Here is a 25,465-nt window from a genome sequence, read left to right as displayed (position 1 = left end):
GCATCAGCCAACCGCCACCGGACGCGCGGAGTCGCTGGACCAGCCACTCCACGAATCGGCAAACACCTTCGCGCCCTGCAGGCCGGCATGTTCCAACGCCAGCAGCAGATGACAGGCAGTCACGCCCGAACCGCACATCAGCACCGCCTGCCCAGGTTCGTAACCTGACAGCAGCGGCTGCAACTCGGCGCGCAATTCCTGCGCGGGACGGAAACGGCCATCACGCAGGTTCATGCCGAACGGCCGGTTGAGCGCACCGGGCACATGCCCGGCCACCCGATCCAGTGGTTCCACTTCACCGCGATAACGTTCTCCGGCGCGTGCATCCAGCAACCAGCCCGGGGGCTGCGACAAACGCGCCTGCAGCTGATCGGCGCTGACCACCTGGCTCAGATCGAACTGGCCGGGATAGGCCGGTGCCGGCTCCACGCCCGCCATCTCCGTCTCCAGCGCATGGCCTGCCGCCTGCCATGCGGCCAACCCGCCATCGAGCACGGCAACCTGTTGATGGCCGATCAGGCGCAGCAGCCACCACAGGCGCGCGGCAGCCATGCTGCCATCGGCTGCGTCGTAAACCACCACCTGCGTGTCCGGAGTGATGCCCCATCGCCCAAGCGTGGCCGCAAACGCCGCGCTGTCCGGCAGCGGATGACGGCCATGTCCCTGCCGCGACAGATCCGAAAGATCGCGGTTCAAGTCGGCATACAACGCGCCGGGAATATGCCCGGCGGCATGCTGCGCGGCACCGGACTGCGCATCGGCCAACGAGAACCGCGCATCCATCACCCGCACCGCGGTACTGGCGGTGGCGCGCGCATCGACCACGCGCAAACGCTGGTCATCCAGCGCCGCCAGGCTGGGGACATCGACAAGGGTGGTCCACGGTCGCTCGATCCGATTCATCTCACTTGCTCCAGTCGCCGCCGCAGATTGTAGAGAATGGCAGCCGTGGCGCCCCATATGCGCTGCCCCGGCCAACTGTACTCGAGCACATGGCGCGGCCGGCCACCGTGTTCGAAGGCAACCTCGCGCAGGTTGACCGGGTCCATCAGGTAATCCAACGGGACTTCAAACACCTCGGCCACCTCGGACGGCTGCGGCCGCGCAATGAAGGCCGGGTCGATCACCGCCACGACCGGGGTCACCCGAAAACCGGTGATGGTGACGAACGGCTCCAGATAGCCGAGCGCCTGCACCTGCCCTGCGCCCAGCGCGATTTCCTCGTTGCTCTCGCGTAGCGCGGTGGCCAGGACATTGCGGTCAAGCTTGTCCACGCGTCCGCCGGGAAATCCCACCTGGCCGCCGTGATTGCGCAGCGTTTCCGTCCGCCGTGTCAGCAGCACCTGCGTGCCCTGCGGCCTTGGTACCAGGCCCGCCAACACCGCCGCCTCGATGGGCGGGCCCGGCGGCAACAGGTCTTCCAGCTCATCGTGATTCCAGCCGCGACCGATCGGCGCAGCAGCCAGCGGCAGCAACGCATGCGCAAGACGCTCACGCCCGACCAGTTGCGTGGCAAAGCCCAGGGCTTCCTCTGCCCGGGCGGGCAGCACCTTGTGAATCAATCGATCACGCTCTGCTTCGCTCATCCGCAACCAACTCCCGATCTCGTTGCCAGTGCGCCAACAACCGCGGCAATAACCCGCACTATCCAGGGCACAGATACCGATGCAGGGACTGGCTACGACAGGCGCCTTTGAATCCGATAGTTCAACCATCGGCGTAGCGTAGCGCGGGGACCTGCCAGCGGACAGGGCAAGCAGATGACAAAGCGCGATTCTGACCGAAAGTTCAAGCTCGGGCGTGTCACGCGATGCTTCGGGACTGCCGCCTGGGGTCGCTGAACTCCAGCAAATAAAAAAGCGCCGATGCTTCCGCATCGGCGCTTCCTTTCAACGCAACTGGCGCGCGTGAATTACTTGACGCTGACCAGCTTGATTTCGAACTGCACAGCCACGTTCGGCGGGAACGGGGTGCGCGGGTCTGCACCGTAGGCCTTGTCCGGCGGCAGGGTGACTTCCCACTTGGCGCCAGCCGGCATCTGCAGCAGGGTTTCGCGCATGGCAGCCATTTCGACTTCGCTGAGCTTGATCGACGGAATCGACTGGGCCGGGCGGGCTTCGGTCGGACGCTGGCCGTACGGGAACGGACCGGCCACTTCCAGCGCGACGGTGCTGGCCTGGGTCGGCTTGGCGCCGCTACCGGCTTCGATCACGCGGTACTGCACGCCGCTGGCCAGGCTCTGCACGCCGGCCTTGGCCTTGTTGGCGGCCAGGAACTGGTCGCTGCGCGTCTTGTTTTCAGCGGCAGCCTTTTCGTACTCGGCCTTGGCAGCCTGGGCACGACCCTGCTCACGACGCTGGAAGGCTTCGACGGCCGGCTTGAGCTGGTCGGCGGTGATTGCCGGCTGCTTCTTGGCGTAGGCATCCTGCAGACCCTTGACCACCGAAGCGATATCCAGCTGCTCGCCACGGCCGGTGAGTTCGGCCAGGTTGTTGCCGTAGTCGTAACCGAAGTAATAGCTCAGCTTGCCCTTCTCGGACGAGACGTCCTGGGCGAATGCAGTGCCGGTCAGGGCCAGTGCGGCCACGGCGACCGCGATAGAACGCAACTTCATCAAACAGTTCTCCAGGAAAGGTGTCTCAGGGCAACCATGCCGCATGAGGCGACGGGTTAGGATAGCCGTCACAAAGCTCGGCCGCCACTGACGTCGCATGCTGTGACAAACACCGGCCGCCGATAGTTCCTTGCTCACTTTTTTTTAACGTTTCAGGAGCTTAGTTGCATGTCCGATGTACCGGTTTCGATCAGCACCCGCGACGGCATTCGCACCATCACCGTGCAGCGCCCGGAAAAGCTCAACGCATTGAATCGGCAGACATTGGAAGCCCTCGATGCGGCCTTCGCCGAGGCCAGCCAGGCCGATGATGTACGGGTGGTGGTCCTCACCGGTGCCGGTCCCAAGGCCTTTGTCGCAGGGGCCGATATTGCTGAAATGAACGCGCTCAGCCCGGTTCAGGGTCGTGACTTCTCGCTGATCGGCCAGCGCCTGATGCGCAGGATCGAGCGCCTGAACAAGCCGGTGATCGCCATGGTCAACGGCTTCGCGCTCGGCGGCGGCATGGAGCTGGCCATGGCCTGCCACCTGCGCATCGCCGCCGACAGCGCCAAGGTAGGCCAGCCGGAAATCAACCTCGGCCTGCTGCCGGGCTTCGGCGGCACCCAGCGGCTCTTACGTCTGGCCGGCCGTTCGGCAGCGCTGGAGTTGTGCCTGCTGGGCGCGCCGATCGACGCCGCCCGTGCCGAACAACTGGGGCTGGTCAACCGTGTGGTGCCAGCCGCAGAGCTGGAAGCGGAAACCCTGAAGATCGCCACCCAGTTGGCCAACGCGGCGCCGCTGGCGCTGCGCGGCATCCTCGATGCGATCAACGTCGGCGGTGAGTGCGGCATTGAAGAGGGCCTGGAATACGAAAGCGCGCAGTTCGGCCTGGCGTTCTCCACTGAAGACATGCGCGAAGGCACCACTGCGTTCCTCGAGCGTCGCAAGCCGGAATTCAAGAACCGCTGAGCCACCATCGATGTCCGCCGTCCCCGCCACACCGCAACAGCTGTTGCAGTTCGTTCTTGACGACAACCTGGACGCCGCCGTGCAAGCCGGGTTGATGGATTACATCCTGCAACCGGGTGAGGGCACGCTCACCCCGGCGCAATCGCGAACGCTGCTCGATGCACAGCAGCGCCTGCAGTTCGCCTGGGCCGCACGCGAGCGCCACCGCGCCCGCGATGCGCGGCTGGCCAAGCGTGCGGCCGAGCGCGACGCCCGGCGCGCGCCACCGCCGGCGCTGGACAGCAAGCCTGCCCTGCCCTCGGCAGCGGCGGCGATTCTTGCGCGCGCCAAGGCTCGCGCTGCCGGGAAGGCGCAGGCATGAGCACGGTTGTCATGAAGAAAGTTGCTGTGAAAAAGGCCGCGAGCAAAGTCGCAACACAAGTGAAGAAGCCATCAACGCCACGTGGCAGCAAGCGCATGAACCGCGATCAGGTGCGCGAAATGTTCACGCGCCTGCGCGAGCTCAACCCGCACCCGAAGACCGAACTGGAATACAGCACACCATTCGAGTTGCTGGTGGCAGTCACGCTGTCGGCGCAGGCCACCGATGTCGGCGTCAACAAGGCCACACGCAAGTTGTTCCCGGTGGCCAACACCGCCCAGGCCATCATTGCCCTGGGCGAGGAAGGGCTGAAGCGATACATCGCCACCATCGGCCTGTTCAATGCCAAGGCCAAGAACGTGATCGCCGCCTGCGCGATCCTGGTGGAAAAATACGGCGGCGAAGTCCCCGCTGACCGTGCCGCCCTGGAAGCCCTGCCCGGCGTCGGCCGCAAGACCGCCAACGTGGTGCTCAACACCGCCTTCGGGCAACCGACGATGGCGGTGGATACGCACATCTTCCGCGTTGCCAACCGCACCGGCCTGGCCCCGGGCAAGGATGTGCGCGCGGTGGAAGATGGCCTGCTCAAGGTCATCCCGGAAGAATTCCTGCTGGACGCACATCACTGGCTGATCCTTCACGGCCGTTACGTGTGCAAGGCGCGTAAACCCGATTGCCCGCAATGTGTGATCCGCGATCTGTGCCACTTCAAGGACAAAACGGCCGCCGCCTGAACGCGGCCGACTGCCATCTGCGCGACACCTGCCGGTAACAGCCCACCTGTCCACTACGTGGACGTCGACGCCGCGCGGGGCACAGCAAGTCGCTGGACTGTCACATTTACGCAATCTTTACCTTCTAGCCTTCGCAGCATCCTCAACCTGCCTGCAAGGCTATCCATCCATGAAACTGCATCGCCAACTCCTCACTGCAGCCGTTGCGGCGGCGCTGTTTGTGCCAGCCGCACACGCCGAAGTCGCCATCGACGTCATTGGCGGTTCCGAAATCACCTTTGAAGGCCTGGTGCAGGCTGACGGCAACTGGTTCGACAACGACAAGGCCGACCTCAACGGCGTTGCCAAGAACGGCAAGGACAGCGAGTTCGAACTGCGCCGCGCCGAGCTGGTGCTCAAGGGCAAGGGCCCGGGCAACATCGAATGGGTAGTGGGTTACGACGCCAAGGCCGACAAGTTCCTGGACACCAACGCCAAGTACAAGCTCGGCGGCAACAGCAACCACTTCCTGCAGGTGGGCCAGTACAAGCAGCCCAACAGCCTGGAAGAACTGTCCAGCACCAAGAACAACGACTTCATCTCCAAGGCCACCGTTACCAACACCTATGCAGTGGCACGTCGCCTCGGCGTCGGCTATGGCGTCGGTGACAGCAACTGGTCGATCAACGCTTCGGCCTTCGGCCGCGAGCTGACCCGCGACCTGGCCCACGGCAGCGGCTACGGCCTGCGCGGCACCTTCGCCCCGATCAATGACAAGGGCAACATCCTGCACCTGGGTCTGAGCTACGTCGACTATGACACCGACGCAGATACCCTGCGCTGGCGCGCCCGCCCGAACGCCGACCTGGCCACCGTGCGCCTGGTCGACAGCGGCGACCTGAAGGACAGCGACCGCATCAGCACCATTGGCGCCGAAGCCATGTACGTGCGCGGCCCGTTCAAGGCACAGGGCGAGTACTACACCTCCAAGGTCAAGCGTTACGACCATGACAACTACAGCACCGACGGTTTCTATGTCAGCGGCGTGTGGAATGTCACCGGCGAGACCTGGGGCTACAAGGGCGGCACCCCGAGCCTGGGCCTGCCGGACGAGCCGGGCCGTGGCATGTGGCAGCTGGCTGCACGCTTTGACCATATCGACCTCAACGACGGTGGCCTGAACGCCAACCCGGTGGCCGGTCGTCCGCCGATCGTGGATGGCGTGCTGGGCGGCAAGATGGACATCTGGACCGTCGGCGCCAACTGGTACTGGCGTTCCAACTTCAAGGCCTCGCTGAACTACGTGATGGTCGACAGCAAGAAGTACAGCTCCAGCGCACGCAGCTATGTGAGCGACAAGCCGAACATCCTGGAAGCGCGTCTGCAGTTCTTCTGGTAAGCCTTGGTTGCAAGCAATACAACGAACGCCCCGCAAGGGGCGTTCGTTGTTTGTGCCCTGCCCGCTTCGCTGGCGCGGGCAGAGCCACCAACCGGGCGCCGTACCCGCCGCTGCTCCCAGCCCGGCATCGTCGCCGCAGGTCTTGCTGCCCCGGCTGTCATTCGATTTCGCGGGCCAGGGCACGGCGCGCCCCGGCATCCCCGCACGGACCACCCTGCACGACAATCCTTTGTGCAACCCCGCGCCGCAAGCAGGCTGTGCAATGCAATGTCCGGTGCAGGCGTTTCAGACAATCCGCACACGCGGCTCCTGCCCACAGGCCGACGGCCCCAGCGGCAGGCTATCCTCCACTCCGCTCTTCAAAGGATTGATCCATGCGCCTGGCGCTGCTGATGTTGCTCGCCCTACCTGTCACCGCCCTGGCCCAGGACTGTGGCGCCGACAGTGCCGGGCGCATCCGCCAGGCCTATGCACAACTGCCGGCGGGTGCACTCCCGCTACCGCAAGGCACGCCACTCAATGCCGAGCAGGGCATCTGCCGTGTGTGGCCGGCGGACACGACACTGACCCTGATGGCCGTGCCCGTGCTTGGCCCGGAAGAGGAAAGCGGCGCCTACCAGGACGGCGACCTGGATCTGCTGGTGGTGGATACGGCCACGCTGCGTCCACGTGCCACCCTGCGCCTGCCCGGCATGATGAGCAGCGACGCCATCCGCAGTGAGGAGGTAAGCCTGGACACCGCGCGCTATCGGCTTTCGGCCGACGTGCGCGCGTTCGGCGTGCGTATTGGCCGCAGCGGCTCCTCGCAGCCCAACCCGTTCAACGACACCCGCCTGCAGCTTTTCGTGCTGGACAAGGACAGGATCGAGCCGGTCACCGGGCAGATCGTGGTCGCTCGTTTTGGCGGCGAGTGGGATACCCGCTGCGCGGGCGAGTTCCATGAGCTCAGCCGCACCGTGGAGATCGGGCCCATTCCCGCGCACGGCTTGGCCGAGCTGCGGGTGCGCGAACGCAGCGCAGCCATTCTCAATCACGAGGATGCCGCCGGCGAATGCGTCGAGGAGCGCCGCAACCTGCCTGAACAACGCTATCTCCTGCGCCCACAAGGCCGTCATTACCCGTTGCCGAAGGCGATCGAAGCCGACTTCTGAGTGGATTTCAGCTGTCATTGCAGCGTCATATGACAGACGCTGCATTGTCATCAAATGGTTATGGAATAGGCGCCGGGCGGAACCACCGCACCTCTACCTCCCAGGAGCCATTCGTGATCCACGCCATCAAATCGCGCGCCGTCGTTGCCATCCTCGCCGCGTCGTCCGTGTTCGCCGTCAACGCCTCCGATGTCACCGGCGCCGGCGCCTCCTTCATCTACCCGGTCATGTCCAAGTGGTCGGCCGACTACAGCACCGCCACCAGCAAGCGGGTGAACTACCAGTCGATCGGTTCCGGCGGCGGCATCGCCCAGATCAAGGCCAACACCGTGGACTTCGGCTCGTCCGATGCGCCGCTGAAGCCGGAAGAACTGGCCTCCTCGGGCCTGGTGCAGTTCCCGTCGGTGATCGGCGGCGTGGTGCCGGTGCTCAACGTGGCCGGCGTCGAACCCGGTGCGATGAAACTCGACGGCCCGACCCTGGCCAACATCTTCCTGGGCAAGATCACCAAGTGGAATGACCCGGCCATCGTCGCGCTCAACGCTGGCCTGGCCCTGCCGGACACCAAGATCACCGTCGTGCACCGCTCCGATGGTTCGGGCACCACCTTCAACTTCGTCAACTACCTGTCCAAGGTCAACGCTGACTGGAAGAACGGCGTCGGCGAAGGCACCAGCGTCCAGTGGCCGGTCGGCATCGGCGGCAAGGGCAACGAGGGCGTCGCCGCCTACGTCAAGCAGATCAAGGGTTCGATCGGCTATGTCGAGTTCTCCTACGCGCTGCAGAACCGCCTGACCTTCTCGCGCATGAAGAATGCCGCCGGCAACTTCGTGCAGCCGCGTGACGAGACCTTCTCGGCAGCTGCGGCCAGCGCCGACTGGGCCAACGCCCGCGACTTCTACCTGGTGATGACCAACGCCCCGGGCGAGCAGTCCTGGCCGATCACCGCCACCAACTTCATCCTGATGCGCAAGCAGCCCAAGACCGCTGAAGGCGCCAAGGCCGCAGTCGAGTACTTCCGCTGGATCTACGCCAACGGTGATGCGCAGGCCCGCCAGCTGGACTACGTGCCGCTGCCGGATGCGCTGGTGCGCCAGATCGAAACCTACTGGCAGCAGAACCTGCGTTACTGAGTAAAGAGCCGGCGGGACCCTCTCCCTCGTCGTCTCAGGCGCGGATCAAGCGATCCGCGCCTCTTTTTTTGGGGCACCCGCATTCACGCCCAACCAGCGCCGGCAGGCGCAGCATGAGTCACCCCGGCAGCGGTGACGCAAATCCTTCCAGACCCGGATTTCATGTCTCCCCGACGGCCCCGCCTCCACCACCCAAGCCCCTGACGTGGCGGGGATTTTCAGATTCCCTTCACGATGTAATGAGGCTGTAACAAAAACATCATTTCATAGCCTCATCCGCTGGCCCTGCCGGCATTTCTCCCGCTATGGAGTGCCCCATGAAGTTGCACACAACCGGTCTTGCCGCCCTTTCGCTGGCCATCGCCCTAGGCCTGTCGGCCTGCGGTGGCGCTGGCAACCAGGCCGCTTCGACCCCGGAAAATGCCGCTGCCGGCGCACCGGGCGCCGCTGACAAGCTGACCGCCGAAATCTCCGGCGCCGGCGCTTCGTTCATCTTCCCGCTGGTGTCCAAGTGGTCGGCTGACTACAACGCCGCCACCGGCGCCAAGATCAATTACCAGTCCATCGGCTCGGGCGGCGGTATCGCCCAGATCAAGGCCGGCACCGTGGACTTCGGTTCCTCCGACAAGCCGCTGTCCAGCGAAGAGCTGGCGCAGGCTGGCCTGGGCCAGTTCCCGTCGGCCATTGGCGGCGTGGTCCCGGTGGTCAACCTGGAAGGCCTGCAGCCGGGCCAGTTGCGCCTGAGCGGCCCGCTGCTCGCGGATATCTTCCTGGGCAAGGTCACCAAGTGGAATGACAAGGCCATCGCCGACGCCAATCCGGGCGTGCCGCTGCCTGATGCCAAGATCACCCTGGTGCACCGCTCCGACGGTTCGGGCACCACCTTCAACTTCTCCAACTACCTGTCCAAGGTCAGCACCGAATGGAAGGACAAGGTCGGTGAAGGCACCTCGGTGCAGTGGCCGGACGGCGTGGGTGGCAAGGGCAATGAAGGCGTGGCTTCGTACGTGAAGCAGATCAAGGGTTCGATCGGCTACGTCGAACTGGCCTACGCACTGCAGAACCAGATGCCGTACGCCTCGATGCAGAACGCCGCCGGCACCTGGGTGCAGCCGACCGCCGAGACCTTTGCCGCCGCTGCCGCCAGCGCCGACTGGGCCAACGCCAAGGACTTCAACCTGGTCATCACCAACGCCCCGGGCGCCAATGCGTGGCCGATCACCGCCACCAACTTCATGCTGATGCACAAGCAGCCCAAGGATGCCAAGCGCAGCGCCGATACCCGCGCCTTCTTCAAGTGGGCGTTCGAGAACGGCCAGGCACAGGCCAACGAACTGCACTACGTGCCGCTGCCGGCCGAACTGGTCGCCCAGATCGAAAGCTACTGGGCCGCTGAGTTCAAGTGATGTCATCAGGCGGGTGCGCCGCCAGCGCACCTGCCTTTGTCCTGGCGACACCCCCGCGCTGGCGGGGATCGCTTCGGCTGCTTCTCTGCTGTTGCTATGCCGGGGTAAAGGCAAGAGCGATTCCCGCCGTCGCGGGAATGACGGTCTCCTCCCCTGACGCGTGACTGACGCATCCCCGCCTCCCCCTTGGGCCTACGCCGCTGCCATGAATGCCATCGCACCGTCTCTTGTTTCGCCCAGCTCGCGTGATCTGCGCGATGCCCGCAACGACCGGCTGTTCCGCTGGTTCCTGATCGCCACCGTGATCTTCGTGCTGGTCGCCCTGGCCAGTGCCGCGCTGTCGATGCTGTGGGGAGGTCGCCACGCCCTGCAGGAGCAGGGCCTGAGCTTCTTCTACTCCTCCGACTGGAACCCGGTCGAGAACAAGTTCGGTGCGCTGGCACCGATCTACGGCACGGTGGTCACCGCCGTCATCGCGATGCTGATTGCCGTACCGGTGAGCTTCGGCATCGCCTTCTTCCTGACCGAGGTCGCACCGCGCTGGCTGCGTGGCCCGGTCGGCACCGCCATCGAACTGCTGGCCGGCATCCCGTCGATCATCTACGGCATGTGGGGCCTGTTCGTGCTGGTACCGGTGATGACCGAATACGTCACCCCGTTCCTCAATGAAAACCTCGGCGGCTTGCCGATCATCGGCGTCCTGTTCCAGGGCCCGCCGCTGGGTATCGGCATGCTCACCGCCGGCTTCGTGCTGGCGATCATGGTGATCCCGTTCATCTCCTCGGTGATGCGTGAGGTATTCCTCACCGTTCCGACCCGCCTGAAGGAATCGGCCTACGCACTGGGTTCGACCAAGTGGGAAGTGAGCTGGGACATCGTCCTGCCCTACACCCGCTCTGCGGTGATCGGCGGCATCTTCCTCGGCCTGGGCCGCGCCCTGGGCGAAACCATGGCGGTGGCCTTCGTCATCGGCAACAGCGTGCGCCTGACCCCGTCGCTGCTGGAACCCGGCACCACCATCGCCGCGCTGATCGCCAACGACTTCGGCGAAGCCACTGAAACCTACCGCTCGGCGCTGCTGCTGCTCGGCTTTGTGCTGTTCATCGTCACCTTCGTGGTGCTGGCCATCGCCCGCCTGATGCTGATGCGTCTGTCCCGCAAGGAGGGCAACTGATGTCCACCGTCGCTATCAACAAGACCGCCGACGCGCTGTACCTGCGTCGCCGCATCGTCAACGGCGTGGCGCTGCTGCTGGGCTGTGCCACGGCACTGTTTGGCCTGTTCTTCCTCGGCTGGATCCTGTGGACGCTGCTGTCCAAGGGCCTGCCGGGCATCAATCTTGATCTTTTCACCAAGATGACGCCGCCGCCGATGCAGCAGGGCGGCCTGCTCAATGCGTTCTTCGGCTCGGCGGTGATGTGCGCCATGGCCATCGGCATCGGTACGCCGCTGGGCGTGGCCGCCGGCACCTGGCTGGCCGAGTACGGCAACGCACGCAAGGCCGGCACGGTGGTGCGCTTCGTCAATGACATCCTGCTGTCGGCTCCGTCGATCGTGCTGGGCCTGTTCGTCTACACGCTGTACGTGATGCAGACCGGCGGCCAGTTCTCGGCCTTCGCCGGCGCGCTGTCGCTGGCCTTCATCGTGCTGCCGGTGGTGATCCGCACCACCGACGAAATGCTGCGGCTGGTTCCGGTGCAGATGCGCGAAGCCGCACTGGCGCTGGGCGTGCCGCAGTGGAAGGTGATCATGCAGGTGCTGTACCGCAGCGCCCTGGCCGGCATCGTCACCGGCATCCTGCTTTCGCTGGCGCGCATCTCCGGTGAAACCGCGCCGCTGCTGTTCACCGCCTTCGGCAACCAGTACTGGAACTCCAACGTGTTCCAGCCGATGGCCTCGGTGCCGGTGGTGATGAACCAGTTTGCCGGCAGTCCTTATGAAACATGGCAGGTGCTGGCCTGGGCCGGCGCCCTGGTTCTGACCCTGTTCGTACTGCTGGTCAGCCTCTCTGCTCGCGGCCTGCTGCTGCGCAACCGAATCTCAAACGACTGATTGCCATGGACCTTCCCATGAACGACCTCAACAATGCCGTGCCCATGCAGCGCATCAGCGTGCCTGCCTCCAACCAGGAGTTGCATGCGCCGGCGCCGGTGAAGCTGGCTGCACGCGGCTTGGACTTCTACTACGACAAGTTCCATGCGTTGAAGAGCATCAACCTGGAGATCCCGGAAAAGCGCGTCACCGCGCTGATCGGCCCCTCCGGTTGCGGCAAGTCCACCCTGCTGCGCATCTTCAACCGCATGTACGCGCTGTATCCCAAGCTGGAAGCGCGCGGTGAAGTGTTGCTGGACGGCGAGAACATCCTGTCCTCGAAGTACCCGTTGAACCGCCTGCGTTCGAAGGTCGGCATGGTGTTCCAGAAGCCGGTGCCGTTCCCGATGACCATCTTCGAGAACGTGGCCTATGGCATCCGCCACCACGAGAAGCTGTCCAAGGCCGAGATGAACGTGCGCGTCGAACACGCGCTGCGCCAGGGCGCGTTGTGGGACGAAGTTAAGGACAAGCTCAACCAGAGCGCGCTTGGCCTGTCCGGTGGCCAGCAGCAGCGCCTGTGCATCGCCCGTGCCGTGGCGCTGCGCCCGGACGTGCTGCTGCTCGACGAGCCGACCTCGGCGCTGGACCCGATCTCCACCAGCCGCATCGAGCAGCTGGTCGAGGAGCTGAAGAGCGATTACACCATCGCCATCGTCACCCACAACATGCAGCAGGCAGCGCGCGTGTCCGACTACACCGCCTTCATGTACCTGGGCGACCTGATCGAACACGACCGCACCGAAGTGATCTTCTCCAACCCCTCCAAGAAGCAGACCGAGGATTACATCACCGGTCGCTTCGGTTGATGTGCGGCGAAGCCGCGGCCAACACAGGCTGCGCTTTCTGATTCTGTTTCAAGGCACGTTTCCACTACACCATCCAGTGAGCATTCCATGAATCTCCCCAACGACCACATCGTCAAGAGCTATGACGAAGAGCAGCAGCGTCTGGTGGCCGAAATCCTGCGCATGGGCGAAATGTCCGTGGCCCAGCTGGAAGCGGCGCTGGATGTGATCGAACGACGCGACGAGAAGGCCGCACAGCGCATCGTCGCCAACGACGACGCCATCGACCAGCTCGAACAACAGATCAGCCATGACGTGATGCGCCTGGCACTGCGCGGCCCGATGGCACGCGACCTGCGCGAGATCCTCGCCGGCCTGCGCATCCCGGCCGACATCGAGCGCATTGGCGACTACGCCGCCAACGTCGCCAAGCGTTCGATCGCGCTGGTGTCGGTGCCGCCGCTGCCGCAGATCCAGGGCCTGCGCGCACTGGGCCGTCTGGCCGCCATCCAGGTGCGTGGCGCGATGGAGGCTTACCGCAACAATGATGTGGAAGCCGCGCTCAAGCTGCGCCAGGACGATGCCCGCCTGGACGCGCAGTACACCGCGCTGTTCCGCGAGCTGCTCACCTACATGATGGAAGACCCGCGCAACATCACCCCGTGCACGCACCTGCTGTTCATGGCCAAGAACCTGGAACGCATCGGCGACCACGCCACCAACATCGCCGAGAACGTGTGGTTCCTGGTCAAGGGCGAAGAACCGCTGCCGCCGCGTGAGAAGCGCGACGAAACCAGCACGGTCGATCACGCCTGAGCCCGTGCCTTCGGCCCGCCACCGCACGATCACGGCGGGCCGATACAAGCCGATACAAAACGACACCAATGGAGCGGCGAATTTAATTACGCATTCATGGAAATTTCCCTAGCGTGGAGTTGCTCTCGGCACTCCCGCCGTGCTCCCAGGAATATCCATGAAGCGCACCGCCGCCTCCCTCCTTTGCCTGTCCCTGCTGGCCTCCGGCGCCGCCCTCGCTGGCCCGCCGCAGGAGCGTGACCATCGCGACCGCCCAACCGCCAGCGACGCTCGGCACCACGACCAGCATCCGTCCAACGGCGCCCCTCATCCGCCTTCCCACTCCGCCCAGCACGGCCCCCGCAAAGGCGAGCGGCTGCCGCAGAACCAGCGCGGCGCACGCGTTTCCGACTACGGCCGCCATGGCCTGCGCAAGCCGGGAAAAGGCAACGAATGGCGCAAGGTTGATGACCGCTATGTGTTGATGACCATCGCCACCGGCATCGTGGTGGACATCATCAGCGGCAGCCGCTGAGTTCCCGCCGCGCGATACGACGACAGGCCCCGCAAGGGGCCTGTCGTCGTTGTGGTGGTGGTTTGGCGCGCGAAGATCAAGCCGTTACCCCTCCCCAACCCTCCCCTTCGCCTACGGCGAAAGGGAGGGAGCAGCTCGCGGGAGCGTTGGGAGAGCATCGCCTTTGCTTTGCCCCCTCCCTTTGGCGCAGCCAAGGTGAGGCTTGGGGAGTGGCCTTTGCCTCATCTCCCACCAGACTCCCATTCACGCTTCCCGACCATTTCGTTGCCCCGGGTACATCTTCCAGAAGCGCCGCTTGCTAAGCTCCAGCCTCCCCCCGGCCCCTTCATGCTCCGGAGAAACACCCATGGTCAACAGCATCCGCAAACCCGTTTCCCTCGCCCTTGGCGCTGCCTTGATCGGTGGCATGGCCGCCCCCGCCTTCGCCATGACCGACCTGGCCCAGGGTTACGCACTGGGTGCCAGCACCCAGACGCCGCCCACCGCTGAAAAGCAGGCCACCACCGCCACCACCCAGACCGCCGAAGCCGAAGCCAAGCAGAAGGCCGAAGGCAAGTGTGGCGAGGGCAAGTGCGGCAACGACCACAAGCACGAGCCGGCCAAGGCCGACGATGCAAAGGCTGCCGACGAAGCCGCTGGAGCAGCCAAGTCGCGCGCCGAAGGCAAGTGCGGTGAGGGCAAGTGTGGCGGCAACCACTGACTCTCGCAGTAATGGCCTGCGCCTGCCGCCTCCGGCAAGCGCAGGCCTCGGCGTCCGACGCTCGCTGCTCGACGCACTGCTGGCAGCACCTGCCGGTGCCTTCGACTTCCTCGAATGCGCACCGGACAACTGGCTCGGCGTCGGTGGCGCACTGGGCGAAGCGCTGCTTGAACTCTCACGCAGGCACCCGCTGACCTGCCACGGCCTGTCCTTGTCGTTGGGTGGCCCCTCACCGCTGGACGTGGATTTCCTTCAACGCACCCGCCGCTTCCTCGACCAGCACCAGGTCGCGCTGTACAGCGAGCACCTGAGCTGGTGCAGCGATGACGGTCATCTCTACGAACTGCTGCCGCTGCCCTTCACCGCAGAGGCGGTGCATCACGTGGCCGCGCGCATCCGCCAGACGCAGGACATCCTCGGCCGACGCATCGCGGTGGAAAACGCGTCCTACTACGCCGTGCCCGGTGCCGACATGGATGAAGCCAGCTTCATCAACGCGGTACTGGAAGAGGCCGACTGCGATCTGCTGCTGGACATCAACAACGTCTACGTCAACGCCATCAACCACGCGTACGACGCGCAGGCATTCCTCACGCGGTTCCCTTCGCAGCGCATCGCCAGTTACCACATCGCAGGCCATCACGACGAAGCCGATGACCTGAAGATCGACACCCATGGCATGCCGGTCAAGGACGATGTATGGGCCTTGCTCAACGCCGCGCATGCACTGCATGGCGTACGCCCCACCCTGCTGGAACGCGACTTCAACTTCCCGCCGCTGGCCGAGCTGCTGGATGAAGTTGCCCACATCCGCCGCTTGCAGCAAGCCGCTGAAGTCGACACGGTTGCAGCCCATGGCTGAGTCTCTGCAGCAGTTGCAGATGCGTTTTGCCGCACACCTGCGTGATCCGGACCGGCAGCCTGCGCCCAGCGGCATGGCTGACGAGCGGATGCAGGTCTACCGCGAGCTGTACTTCAACAACATCCAGAGCCTGCTGGCGGCGAACTTCCCGGTGATACGACGCACGCTGGGGCAAGCGCGCTGGCTTGAGCTGGTCCGAGCGTTCTGTCGTGAGCACCGCGCCCACACGCCGCTGTTCACCGAGATCGGCCAGGAGTTCATCCACTTCCTCGACAGCCACGCCGTGCAGGCCGACGAAACCTGGCTGCTGGAACTGGCGCATTACGAATGGATCGAACTGGCCCTGCAACTCGCCGACGATCCGTTGCCCGCACACGATCCGGCCGGCGACCTGCTGGACGGCATGCCGGTGCTCTCGCCCTGGTGCCGCGCTCTGGCCTATCACTGGCCGGTGCATCGCATTGGCCCGGAGTACCAACCTGCCCAGCCGCTGGAGCCGACCTTGTTGCTGGCCCGGCGGCAGAGCGATGGCAGCATCGCATTCTCCGAACTGTCGCCATTGCTGTACCGGCTGCTGGAGCGGCTGGAGCAGCACCCTGATCTCAGTGGACGGCAGCAGTTGCAGGCCTTGGCCACGGAGGCCGGGGTTGCCCCCGATGCGGATTTCCTGGCCAATGGTGCGCTGATGCTGGATCAACTGCGCACACGTGGCTGCCTGATCGGTGCAGCACCACAGCGATAAACGGGTACCTCACCCTCATCCGCCCCTCCGGTGCACCTTCTCCCAACGGGAGAAGGAGATGAGCAAGCCCCTCTCCCACCGGGAGAGGGGTTGGGGTGAGGGTCCGTCCGCAAGGACAACGCGTCCGGACCAAGGAATGCCGACCAACGGCATCCATCAGCTTCGCCCTTACCCTCATCCGCCCCTGCGGGGCACCTTCTCCCGGTGGGAGAAGGGACGCTCAGTAGTTCTGTCGCAACACGGCGCCTTGGTGGCCTCTGCTACCCTATTGCGATGAACGAACACGCTGAAATCCCCCTCCAGCGACCCACTTACACGCCGATGGCGCAGCGCTTCCGCGGCTTCCTGCCGGTGGTGGTGGACGTGGAAACCGGCGGCTTCGACTGGAACCGCCACGCCCTGCTGGAAATCGCCGCCGTACCGGTGGAGATGGACGAGAACGGCCTGCTCTACCCCGGGCAGACCGCCAGTGCGCATGTGATCCCCGCCGAAGGCACCGAAATCGATCCGAAATCGCTGGAAGTGACCGGCATCGTGCTGGACCACCCGTTCCGCCTGGCCAAGCCCGAGCGCGAAGCGCTGGAGCATGTGTTCGCGCCGGTGCGCGCGGCGATGAAGAAGTACAACTGCCAGCGCGCGATCCTGGTCGGGCACAACGCTCATTTCGACCTGAACTTCCTCAACGCGACCGTCACCCGCAGCGGTCACAAGCGCAACCCGTTCCATCCGTTCAGCGTATTCGACACGGTCACCCTGGCCGGCGTGGCCTACGGCCAGACCGTGCTGGCGCGTGCGGTGCAGGCCGCCGGTTTCGAATGGGATGCCAACGAGGCACACAGCGCTGTCTACGACACCGAGCAGACCGCCCGCCTGTTCTGCAAGATCGTCAACGCCTGGCCGTCGGCACCGGGCAACTGACCCGGCAAGCGGCACTCAACCGGTGCAGGTACGTGCGCGACCTTCGTGCTTGGCACGTGCCAGCGCGCTCTTGGCCCGCTGGTAGAACTGCACCGGCGCCAAGTCTTCCAGGTCCATCTGCACCGCACCGGCGCTGAAGGTCACCGTGACTCCGCCTTCGCTGCGGCCACCCCACTGGCCGAACTGGGCGAACAGCAGTTGCAGGCGCTCGCCGACTCGCTCGGCATCAGCCAGCGTGGCATTGCTCAGCAGCACCGCGAATTCCTTGTTGCCCAGCCGCGCCGGCATGTCCGAAGCGCGCAGGCCACGTCGCAACAACTCGCCGGTTTCGCACAGCACCAGATCACCGACGGCGCGTGACCAGCTGGCATTGATCTGCTTGAGATGATCGATGCTCAACACGATCAGGCTCAGCGGACGGCCGTCGCGGTGTGCGGCAGCCATGTTGCGCGCCAGCGCATCATCGAACGCGCGGCGATTGGGCAGTCCGCTCAGATCGTCCTCGTTGGCCAGTCGTTCGAAGGCCTGCACCTGTTCACGCAATTGCTGTTCCAGGGTGGCGCTTTCCCGCGACACCGCTTCCAGCACCTCTGCCTGGCGTTGCGCCAGCCGCGTCTGTTCCTGCGCGTGCAAGGACAGTTGCCGGCTCCTGGCTCGTTGCCGCCACAGCAGCCACAGACACAGCAGCAAGCCCAGCAACAGCAGCACGCAGGCAACGATCCAGCCAACATTGCTGCTTACGCCAGCGCTGCTGGCCTGCGTCCTCGCCCATGCAGAGGACGTGGCCATGTACAAGAAAACGGCATTCGGAATCCGCCAGGCCACACTTGCGCTGCCGGCCTTGCCGGCATGTGCAGGAACACCTGCATCACCTGTCGCAAACGTGTTTTCCCGCATCGCTCCGCGCCCCCGGTTGGTGGCCCGATACTAGCAAGAACGCACTGTTTTCAAGCTGATTTTCGCTATTACATCGACAAGCCGACAGATCACATCAAGGCGGCGTGAAATCAACCGCCGGATATTCGAACAAGCCGGTCGTGCGTCACATTCTCAGTGCCGGTCACGCAATGCCGACGCCCATTGCGGAGCATCCCAGCGCACGATGGCTTCCAGTCCGCCTTCGGGGTGATTGCGCAGGTGCAAGGTGGCGCCATCCTTCTCGGCCAATGCGCGGGCGATGGTCAGGCCCAACCCGGCACCGCCGGTTTCACGCGAGCGTGACGTCTCCAGACGCAGGAACGGAGTGAATACCGCTTCCAGTTCCTCCTCGCTCAGGCCCGGCCCGCTGTCGCGGATACGCACTTCCACCGCACTGCCATCGTGGCTGGCCCGGACCTGCGCGTGCCGGCCGTACTTGACCGCGTTGTCCACCAGGTTGGAGAACAACCGGCGCATGGCCAGCGGCCGCAACATCAACACCGCGCCACTGCCCTGCTCCAGCGTGGCGTCATGGCCGGACTCTGCTGCATCCTCGACCACGCTTTCCAACAAGGAATCCAGATCCAGCGCTGCACGTTGCTCGGCGCTTTCGGCGCTGCGTGCCAGTTCCAGTCCTTCGCGGATAAGCGCCTGCATCGCCGCCAGATCACCGACCAGCCGCTCGCGCAGCTGCTCGTCGGTCACGTTTTCCAGGCGCAGGCGCAGGCGGGTCAGCGGGGTCTGCAGATCGTGGGTGATGGCCGCCAGCATCTGCGTGCGCTCCCCCAGATGGCGCTGCAGACGCTTCTGCATCGCATTGAAGGCTTCGGCGGCGCGCTTGACTTCCAACGGGCCGGTGACCGGCAAAGGCTCGCGTTGCAGGTCCTGGCCCAGCTCGGCAGCGTGCTTTGCCAACCGTTGCAGCGGCGAACTGGCGATGCGCGCGACAACGTACGCCAGTACACCGATGGCCAGCACCATCAGCGACAGGAACCACGGATCGAATGCGGAGGCGCCGCGCCGCGCCATCGACGGATATTCCAGCGCCAGCCGCAGCGGAGTGCCGTCGGTCAGCCTCAGTTCGACCAGACGGCAGCGCGGCGGAGTGAAAGCGGGGTCACGCGAATGCACGTGGCGGGTGCGCGGACTGCGCTCCGGTGGCGGCAGGAACTCCGGCAGCGGCGGCAGGCAGGCACGGAAACTGGTGGCCCGTACCTGCGTGTTGGCCAGCACTCCGCCACGTGCAGCCAGTGCTTCCTCCAGCGCGACATCGGCCTCGCCGGTGCGGAACTGCCCCTTGACCTCGCGCACGCTGCGCCCGCCCACCGCAAGCAGGCGCGAGCGCAGCTCCGGATTGTCGTCGAGCAGATTGACGAAGCCCTGCAGGCGATCGGCGGTGCGCGCAAGATTCTGCCGTTCGAATTCCTGTTGACGACGCGACTCGGCCAGCAGGGTCGCGCCAATGGCGGCCACCATCATGCCGACCAGCAGGATCACGAACAGCCGCCCGGTCATTGACGACAGGAACCGACGCAGCCGCCTCATTCCAGCGTCACCGCACTGGCAAACACATAGCCTTCGTTGCGCACGGTCTTGACCAGTCCATCGCTGCCACCGGCATCGCCCAGTTTCTGGCGCAGGCGGCTGACCTGCAGATCGATCGCACGGTCCTGCGACTCGTAGTTGCGGCCAGTACTCAACGCCACCAGTTGCTCACGCGAAAGCACCTTGTTGGCATGGGCCACGAACACCCGCAGCAGCCGGAACTCGGCACCGGACAGCATCACCACGCACCCGGCCGGATCGACCAGGTGGCGGTGCTCCAGATCGAACACCCAGCCGGAGAATGTCGCCCGGCGCATCGCCAGCGGCTCCAGATTGGCCGGCAACGCCTCGGTCCGGCGCAGCACGTTGCGGATGCGTGCCAACAGTTCACGCGGCTCGAATGGCTTGGCCAGGTAATCGTCGGCACCCATTTCAAGGCCGAGCACGCGATCGATCGGCTCGCTGCGCGCGGTGAGCATGATCACCGGCGTGCTGGAGCGCGCGCGGATCTCGCGGCACAGCGACAGCCCGTCCTCGCGCGGCAGGTTGAGATCGAGCACGATCAGGTCTATGTGCTCGCGCAGCAGTACCTGCCGCATCTGGTTGCCGTCGCCGGCCGTGCTCACGGCATAGCCGGCCCGTCCCAGCTGTTCGGCCAGCAGGCTGCGGATATCACTGTCGTCGTCTACCACCAACAGGCGGTGCATGGTCTGTACGTCCGTCATGGCGCCATGATCCATGCTAGCGGATGAACATGCGTGATCGCGCATGTATCGCCATGTATCAACCACGACGACCGATACATGGCGACACACGGCCTCGTCGAGCGGACACAAACCGACACACAACGAGCATTGAGCCGCCATCACCCGCTGGCCACACTGGCATGGACGCCGCGACGTGCGGCCCGCTCTGAGTACCCGCCCCCCGTGAAGCTGCTGCCCTCTTCCCGTCGCAATCGCATCCTGCTTGCCACCGCCATCGCCGTACTGATCGCAGCAGGCGCCGCCTGGGCCATGCGCAAACCCGCCGCACCGTCGATGGCCACCTCGCCGGTCACCCGCGGTGACCTGGAACAGACCGTCGATGCCACCGGCGTGATCGATGCCTACAAGCTGGTCAGCGTCGGTGCGCAGGCATCGGGCCAGATCAAGGTGCTGAAGGTGCAGCTGGGCGATGTGGTCAAGCAGGGCGACCTGATTGCCGAGATCGATTCGGTGACCCAGCAGAACAGCCTGAAGAATGCCGAAGCCGCGCTGGAGAACATCCGCGCCCAGCGCGCCGTGCAGACCGCCTCGCTGAAGGAATCGGAACTGGCCTTCGCCCGGCAGAAGGAAATGCTGGCCGCCGAAGCCACTTCGCGTGCGGAGTACGAATCGGCAGAAGCCAACCTGGACAGCACCCGCGCGCAGATCCGCGCGTTGGATGCGCAGATCCGCCAGCGCGAAACCGAACTGGGCACCGCCCAGGCCAACCTCGGCTATACCCGCATCACCGCGCCCATCGATGGCACCGTGGTGGCGGTGGTGGCCGAAGAAGGCCGCACCGTGAACGCCAACCAGTCGGCGCCGACCATCGTCAAACTGGCGCGCCTGGACCTGGTCACGGTCAACGCCGAGATTTCCGAAGCCGACGTGGTCAAGGTCAAACCGGACATGCCGGTGTACTTCACCATCCTCGGCAACCCGGACCACAAGTACCAGGCCAAGCTGCGCACGGTGAACCCGGCGCCGGCCTCGATCAGCACCGACACCACCAGCTCCAGCAGTTCGTCCTCGTCCAGCTCCAGCACGGCGGTGTACTACAACGCGCTGTTTGACGTGGAGAACCCGGACGGCACGCTGCGCATCGACATGACCGCGCAGGTTTCGGTGCTGCTGGCCCAGGCCAAGGATGCGTTGCTGATTCCCACCGTCGCACTTGGCCCGAAGGTGCCCGAAGGCCGTGGCCCCGGTGCCAGCAACGGCAATGGCGAAGCACGTGCGGCGCGCAGCAAGCAGGAGGGTCAACGCCAGCAGCGCCGTCAGCCCGATGCCGCCGAACTGGCCAAGAGCAACAGCTACATGGTGCGCGTGGTCGGCCAGGACGGGCAGCCGGAGCCGCGCCGGATCAAGGTTGGCCTGAACAATGGTTCCAACGTTGAAGTGCTGGAAGGCCTGAGCGAAGGCGAACTGGTGGTGGTAGGCGAAGTCAGCGCCGCCGACAAGGTCAACGCACGCGGCAACCAGCGCAGCCCCATGGCACCGATGATGGGTGGGCCGCGTCGATGAGCCAACCGCTGCTGCAACTGCGCGAACTGCGTCGCGAGTTTCCGGCCGGCGAAGAAACCATCGCCGTGCTGAAGGACGTCAACCTCGACATCCATGCCGGCGAGATGGTCGCCATCGTCGGCCAGTCCGGCTCGGGCAAGTCGACGCTGATGAACATCCTTGGCTGCCTGGACCGCCCCACCATTGGCTCCTACAAGGTAGCCGGCCGCGAAGCCGGGCAGATGCAGCCGGACGAACTGGCGCAGCTGCGCCGCGAGCACTTCGGTTTCATCTTCCAGCGTTACCACCTGCTTGGTGATCTGGATGCGCGCGGCAATGTGGAAGTGCCGGCCATCTACGCCGGCACGCCATCCGATGCCCGCCGCACCCGTGCCGAAGCGCTGCTGGCGCGGCTGGGGCTATCCGACCGCATGGGTCACAAGCCCGGCCAGTTGTCCGGTGGCCAGCAGCAGCGTGTGTCGATCGCACGTGCGCTGATGAACGGTGGCGAGGTGATCCTGGCCGACGAACCCTCCGGTGCGTTGGACAGTGCCTCGGGCGAGGAAGTGATGAACATCCTCGGCGAGCTGCATGCCGAAGGCCACACCATCATCATCGTCACCCACGACATGCACGTGGCCGAACACGCGCAACGCATCATCGAGATCCGCGACGGCGAGATCATCGCCGACCGCCGCAACGACAAGGTGCCGGCGCTGACCAAACAGGAGCGACCGGCACCGGTGAAGACCGGCGGCAGTGCGTTCCAGGCAGCGCGCGACCGTTTCCTTGAAGCATTCCGCATGGCGCTGCTGGCGATGAACGCACACCGCCTGCGCACCTTCCTGACCATGCTCGGCATCATCATCGGCATCGCCTCGGTGGTATCGGTGGTGGCGATGGGCAATGGTTCACAGCAGGAGATCCTGAAGAACATCTCCGCATTGGGCACCAACACCATCGACGTGTACCCGGGCAAGGGTTTCGGCGACATGCGCTCGGGCCGCGTGCAGACGCTCAAGGCCACCGATGCCGATGCACTGGCCACGCAGAGTTACATCGACAGCGCCACACCCAGCGTATCCAGCTCGGTGACCGCACGTGTGGCCAACAAGGCGGCATCGGCGCAGGTCAGTGGCATTGGCGAGCAGTACTTCCGGGTCAAGGGCATGACCCTGATCTCCGGCCGTTACTTCGACGAAAGCGAAGTGAAGGGTTTGGCGCAGGTGGTGGTGATTGATGAGAACACCCAGACCCAGCTGTTCGGCAGCGACGACCCACTGGGCAAGGTGGTGCTGCTCGGCAACGTACCCGCGCGCGTGATCGGCATCGCCAAGCGCCAGTCGATGGGCTTTGGCGGCAGCACCAACCTCAACGTCTGGGCGCCCTACACCACGGTGATGTCGCGCATGCTCGGGCAGAGCTACATCAACGGCATCACCGTGCGGGTCAAGGACGACACGCCGATGGATGCCGCGCAATCGGCCATCACCAAGCTGTTGACGCTGCGCCATGGCACCGAGGATTTCTTCCTCAGCAACACCGCTGAAATCCGCGAAACCATCGAGTCCACCACCAAGACCATGACCCTGCTGATCGGTGCGATCGCCGCGATCGCGCTGGTGGTCGGCGGCATCGGCGTGATGAACATCATGCTGGTGTCGGTGACCGAGCGTACCCGCGAGATCGGCGTGCGCATGGCCGTCGGTGCGCGGCAAAGCGACATCCGCCAGCAGTTCCTGATCGAAGCGGTGCTGGTGTGCCTGCTCGGCGGCATCCTCGGCATCGTGCTGGCGTTGTCCATCGGCTGGGCGTTCAAGACCTTCGGCGCCAGCTTCACCCTGTTGTTCTCCACCGGCTCGATTGTTGCCGCCTTCGCCTGCTCGACCCTGATCGGCGTGGCGTTCGGCTTCCTGCCGGCCCGCAATGCCGCCCAGCTCGACCCGGTGGAGGCATTGGCCCGCGAATGAAGATGACCATGACCCGCACTTCCGTCCCGATGCTTCGCCCCTTGCTGCTTTCCACCGCGCTGACGGCGCTGCTGGCCGGCTGCGCCACCACGCCCAGCGCCGACCCGGCCGCCAACCTGCCGGTCGCCGCGCAGTACGGCCGTGGCGATGCCGTGGCCAATGCCCCGGTGCAGGCGATCGAACGCGACCTCACCGCACCTCCGGCCGATGTGCGTGCCGATGCGTGGTGGCAGGGCTTTGCCGACCCGCGCCTGGATCGGTTGATCGAAAACGTGCTCGACCGCAACACCGACATGGCCTCGGCCGGATTGAAACTCGAACGTGCCCGCGTACAGGCCGGCCTGGCCGGCCTGGATCTGTGGCCGCAGGCTTCCGGCTCGGTCAATGCCAGCGGCAGCCGCAGCACCGACAGCAGCGACGACTGGTCACGCAATCACAGTGCCAGCGTGTCGCTGGGCTGGGAGTTGGACCTGTGGGGCAAGCTGCGCGGCCAACGCGACATCACCCGCTGGGAAGCGCAGGCCACCGCGCAGGATCTGCAGAACACCGTGTTGAGCCTGATCGGCCAGAGCTGCGAGCTGTACTGGCAGCTGGGCTACCTCAACCAGGCCATCGCCACCGGCCAGGCCAACCTGGACCGGTTGGAACGCACCGCCGCGCTGGTGCAAAGCCAGTTCAAGGCCGGCGCGGTCTCGCGGCTGGAGGTGCGCCAGGCGCAACAGAACATCGAAAGCCAACGCGCCGCGCAGGCCCAGCTGGAACAGCAACGGGTGGAAACCCGCAACGCGTTGACCGTGCTGCTCGACGGCCAACCGTGGCCGCAGGCGGACGAGCCGCAGAACCTGGATGTCGCCCACAGCCCTGACATCGGCGAAGGCCTGCCGGCCGAACTGCTGGCACGCCGCCCGGACCTGCGCGCGGCCGAATTGCGCCTGCGCCAGTCACTGGCCAGCATCAAGGTCACCGCCACCAGCTACTACCCGAGTCTGAGCTTGAGCGGTTCGCTGGGCAGCGCCAGTTCCTCGTTGGGCGATGTATTGACCAACCCGGTGGCGACGCTGGGCGCCGGCCTGAGTTTGCCGTTCCTCAAGTTCCGGCAGATGCAACTGGACATCGATTCGGCCGACCTGTCCTATCAGATCGCCGCCAATGATTTCCGCAGGACGCTGTACACCGCACTGTCGGAAGTGGACAACGCACTGTCGGCACGCACCCGATTGGCCGAGCAGGTCGCGGCGGCGCAGGCTTCGTATGACGAAGCGGTGGAGATCGCACGCCTGTATGAAGTGCGCTATCGCGCCGGCGCCACCGACCTGCGCACCTGGCTGGAAGCCGAGCAGACCCGTCGCAGTTCCGAGTTGTCGCTGGCGCAGGTCAAGCGCAGCCAGCTGGTCAACGATGTGACGCTGTACAAGGCGTTGGGCGGTGGGGCGTAACAGACGCAGTGATGCTGCTTGAAGCCCTCTCCCGTATACGGGAGAGGGGTTGGGGTGAGGGCCAGCTTCTGGCAGGAAATGCCCAAAGCCCCCCATCCGGTGCTTCGCACCACCTTCCCCCGCAAGCGGGAGAAGGCACTGCGCCATCCATCGCTTCAACCTGCGAGCAGTCCAGCATCACCACTCGC

The 25,465-nt window shown here is 65.1% G+C and carries 25 protein-coding genes; 19 read left to right on the top strand and 6 right to left on the bottom strand.

Annotated features, from left to right (window positions below):
• Window positions 1–3: 3 nt before the first annotated feature.
• The 3 genes from LR961_RS06685 to LR961_RS06675 all read right to left on the bottom strand — a co-directional run bounded on the left by LR961_RS06685 (window position 4) and on the right by LR961_RS06675 (window position 2,614).
• Window positions 4–903 (bottom strand): sulfurtransferase, encoded by a 900-nt coding sequence (locus LR961_RS06685; protein WP_232147630.1) that lies wholly within the window; start codon window positions 901–903, stop codon window positions 4–6.
• Window positions 900–1,715 (bottom strand): CoA pyrophosphatase, encoded by an 816-nt coding sequence (locus tag LR961_RS06680; protein ID WP_232149245.1) that lies wholly within the window; start codon window positions 1,713–1,715, stop codon window positions 900–902. The genes LR961_RS06685 and LR961_RS06680 overlap by 4 nt, the downstream gene beginning before the upstream one ends.
• A 197-nt stretch (window positions 1,716–1,912) precedes the next feature.
• Window positions 1,913–2,614: an FKBP-type peptidyl-prolyl cis-trans isomerase N-terminal domain-containing protein gene (locus LR961_RS06675; protein ID WP_232147629.1), complete on the bottom strand. Its 702-nt coding sequence runs from the start codon at window positions 2,612–2,614 to the stop codon at window positions 1,913–1,915.
• 168 nt (window positions 2,615–2,782) lie between these two features.
• Between LR961_RS06675 and LR961_RS06670 the strand changes: the two genes are divergently transcribed.
• The 16 genes from LR961_RS06670 to rnt all read left to right on the top strand — a co-directional run bounded on the left by LR961_RS06670 (window position 2,783) and on the right by rnt (window position 17,159).
• A complete protein-coding gene (locus LR961_RS06670) occupies window positions 2,783–3,565 on the top strand; it encodes an enoyl-CoA hydratase-related protein (RefSeq protein ID WP_232147628.1) in 783 nt (260 codons plus the stop codon).
• Between the two features lie 10 nt (window positions 3,566–3,575).
• A complete protein-coding gene (locus LR961_RS06665; RefSeq protein WP_232147627.1) occupies window positions 3,576–3,926 on the top strand; it encodes a hypothetical protein in 351 nt (116 codons plus the stop codon).
• A gap of 95 nt (window positions 3,927–4,021) precedes the next feature.
• Window positions 4,022–4,660 carry an endonuclease III gene (gene nth, locus LR961_RS06660; RefSeq protein ID WP_232147626.1) on the top strand — a complete coding sequence of 213 codons (639 nt, stop codon included), beginning with the start codon at window positions 4,022–4,024 and terminating at the stop codon, window positions 4,658–4,660.
• A 169-nt stretch (window positions 4,661–4,829) separates the two neighbouring features.
• Window positions 4,830–6,038 (top strand): OprO/OprP family phosphate-selective porin, encoded by a 1,209-nt coding sequence (locus LR961_RS06655; protein WP_232147625.1) that lies wholly within the window; start codon window positions 4,830–4,832, stop codon window positions 6,036–6,038.
• A 374-nt stretch (window positions 6,039–6,412) separates the two neighbouring features.
• Window positions 6,413–7,189 (top strand): hypothetical protein, encoded by a 777-nt coding sequence (locus LR961_RS06650; RefSeq protein WP_232147624.1) that lies wholly within the window; start codon window positions 6,413–6,415, stop codon window positions 7,187–7,189.
• 113 nt (window positions 7,190–7,302) lie between these two features.
• The gene (gene pstS / locus LR961_RS06645) at window positions 7,303–8,322 is read left to right on the top strand and encodes a phosphate ABC transporter substrate-binding protein PstS (RefSeq protein WP_232147623.1); all 1,020 of its coding nucleotides are present in this window, start codon (window positions 7,303–7,305) and stop codon (window positions 8,320–8,322) included.
• A gap of 317 nt (window positions 8,323–8,639) precedes the next feature.
• Window positions 8,640–9,728: a phosphate ABC transporter substrate-binding protein PstS gene (gene pstS, locus LR961_RS06640; protein ID WP_232147622.1), complete on the top strand. Its 1,089-nt coding sequence runs from the start codon at window positions 8,640–8,642 to the stop codon at window positions 9,726–9,728.
• A gap of 205 nt (window positions 9,729–9,933) precedes the next feature.
• Window positions 9,934–10,902, top strand: a complete 969-nt coding sequence (gene pstC / locus LR961_RS06635; protein WP_232147621.1) for a phosphate ABC transporter permease subunit PstC — start codon at window positions 9,934–9,936, stop codon at window positions 10,900–10,902.
• Entirely contained in the window at window positions 10,902–11,780 is an 879-nt protein-coding gene (gene pstA / locus LR961_RS06630) for a phosphate ABC transporter permease PstA (RefSeq protein WP_232147620.1), read from the top strand. Before pstC ends, pstA begins: the two co-directional genes overlap by 1 nt.
• Window positions 11,781–11,797: 17 nt before the next feature.
• Window positions 11,798–12,628: a phosphate ABC transporter ATP-binding protein PstB gene (pstB, locus tag LR961_RS06625; RefSeq protein WP_232147619.1), complete on the top strand. Its 831-nt coding sequence runs from the start codon at window positions 11,798–11,800 to the stop codon at window positions 12,626–12,628.
• An 87-nt stretch (window positions 12,629–12,715) separates the two neighbouring features.
• A complete protein-coding gene (gene phoU, locus LR961_RS06620; RefSeq protein WP_232147618.1) occupies window positions 12,716–13,423 on the top strand; it encodes a phosphate signaling complex protein PhoU in 708 nt (235 codons plus the stop codon).
• Window positions 13,424–13,580: 157 nt separating this feature from the next.
• Window positions 13,581–13,937: an RcnB family protein gene (locus tag LR961_RS06615; RefSeq protein ID WP_232147617.1), complete on the top strand. Its 357-nt coding sequence runs from the start codon at window positions 13,581–13,583 to the stop codon at window positions 13,935–13,937.
• Between the two features lie 346 nt (window positions 13,938–14,283).
• Window positions 14,284–14,637, top strand: a complete 354-nt coding sequence (locus tag LR961_RS06610) for a hypothetical protein (protein WP_232147616.1) — start codon at window positions 14,284–14,286, stop codon at window positions 14,635–14,637.
• 16 nt (window positions 14,638–14,653) lie between these two features.
• Window positions 14,654–15,499, top strand: coding sequence for a DUF692 domain-containing protein (locus LR961_RS06605; RefSeq protein ID WP_232149244.1), 846 nt, complete (start codon window positions 14,654–14,656; stop codon window positions 15,497–15,499).
• The gene (locus tag LR961_RS06600; RefSeq protein WP_232147615.1) at window positions 15,492–16,241 is read left to right on the top strand and encodes a putative DNA-binding domain-containing protein; all 750 of its coding nucleotides are present in this window, start codon (window positions 15,492–15,494) and stop codon (window positions 16,239–16,241) included. Before LR961_RS06605 ends, LR961_RS06600 begins: the two co-directional genes overlap by 8 nt.
• A 273-nt stretch (window positions 16,242–16,514) precedes the next feature.
• Window positions 16,515–17,159, top strand: a complete 645-nt coding sequence (rnt, locus tag LR961_RS06595) for a ribonuclease T (RefSeq protein ID WP_232147614.1) — start codon at window positions 16,515–16,517, stop codon at window positions 17,157–17,159.
• A gap of 15 nt (window positions 17,160–17,174) precedes the next feature.
• On the opposite strand, the gene LR961_RS06590 is transcribed toward rnt, so the two are convergent.
• The 3 genes from LR961_RS06590 to LR961_RS06580 form a co-directional block, all read right to left on the bottom strand.
• The gene (locus LR961_RS06590) at window positions 17,175–17,948 is read right to left on the bottom strand and encodes a GGDEF domain-containing protein (protein WP_232147613.1); all 774 of its coding nucleotides are present in this window, start codon (window positions 17,946–17,948) and stop codon (window positions 17,175–17,177) included.
• Between the two features lie 261 nt (window positions 17,949–18,209).
• Window positions 18,210–19,622, bottom strand: a complete 1,413-nt coding sequence (locus tag LR961_RS06585; RefSeq protein ID WP_232147612.1) for an ATP-binding protein — start codon at window positions 19,620–19,622, stop codon at window positions 18,210–18,212.
• The gene (locus LR961_RS06580; RefSeq protein ID WP_232149243.1) at window positions 19,619–20,329 is read right to left on the bottom strand and encodes a response regulator transcription factor; all 711 of its coding nucleotides are present in this window, start codon (window positions 20,327–20,329) and stop codon (window positions 19,619–19,621) included. The genes LR961_RS06585 and LR961_RS06580 overlap by 4 nt, the downstream gene beginning before the upstream one ends.
• A 222-nt stretch (window positions 20,330–20,551) precedes the next feature.
• On the opposite strand from LR961_RS06580, the gene LR961_RS06575 reads away from it, so the two are divergent.
• The 3 genes from LR961_RS06575 to LR961_RS06565 are packed head-to-tail and all read left to right on the top strand — an operon-like array spanning window position 20,552 to window position 25,277.
• A complete protein-coding gene (locus LR961_RS06575) occupies window positions 20,552–21,892 on the top strand; it encodes an efflux RND transporter periplasmic adaptor subunit (RefSeq protein ID WP_232147611.1) in 1,341 nt (446 codons plus the stop codon).
• Window positions 21,889–23,841, top strand: coding sequence for a MacB family efflux pump subunit (locus LR961_RS06570; RefSeq protein WP_232147610.1), 1,953 nt, complete (start codon window positions 21,889–21,891; stop codon window positions 23,839–23,841). The genes LR961_RS06575 and LR961_RS06570 overlap by 4 nt, the downstream gene beginning before the upstream one ends.
• Window positions 23,838–25,277 carry a TolC family protein gene (locus LR961_RS06565; protein WP_332311018.1) on the top strand — a complete coding sequence of 480 codons (1,440 nt, stop codon included), beginning with the start codon at window positions 23,838–23,840 and terminating at the stop codon, window positions 25,275–25,277. The genes LR961_RS06570 and LR961_RS06565 overlap by 4 nt, the downstream gene beginning before the upstream one ends.
• The last annotated feature ends 188 nt before the right edge of the window (window positions 25,278–25,465 follow it).

Source organism: Stenotrophomonas sp. SY1, from assembly GCF_021202945.1.
Classification (GTDB): Bacteria; Pseudomonadota; Gammaproteobacteria; order Xanthomonadales; family Xanthomonadaceae; genus Stenotrophomonas.
Note: the sequence above shows the minus strand (reverse complement) of the source record. Positions and strands in the feature narration are given on the sequence as shown.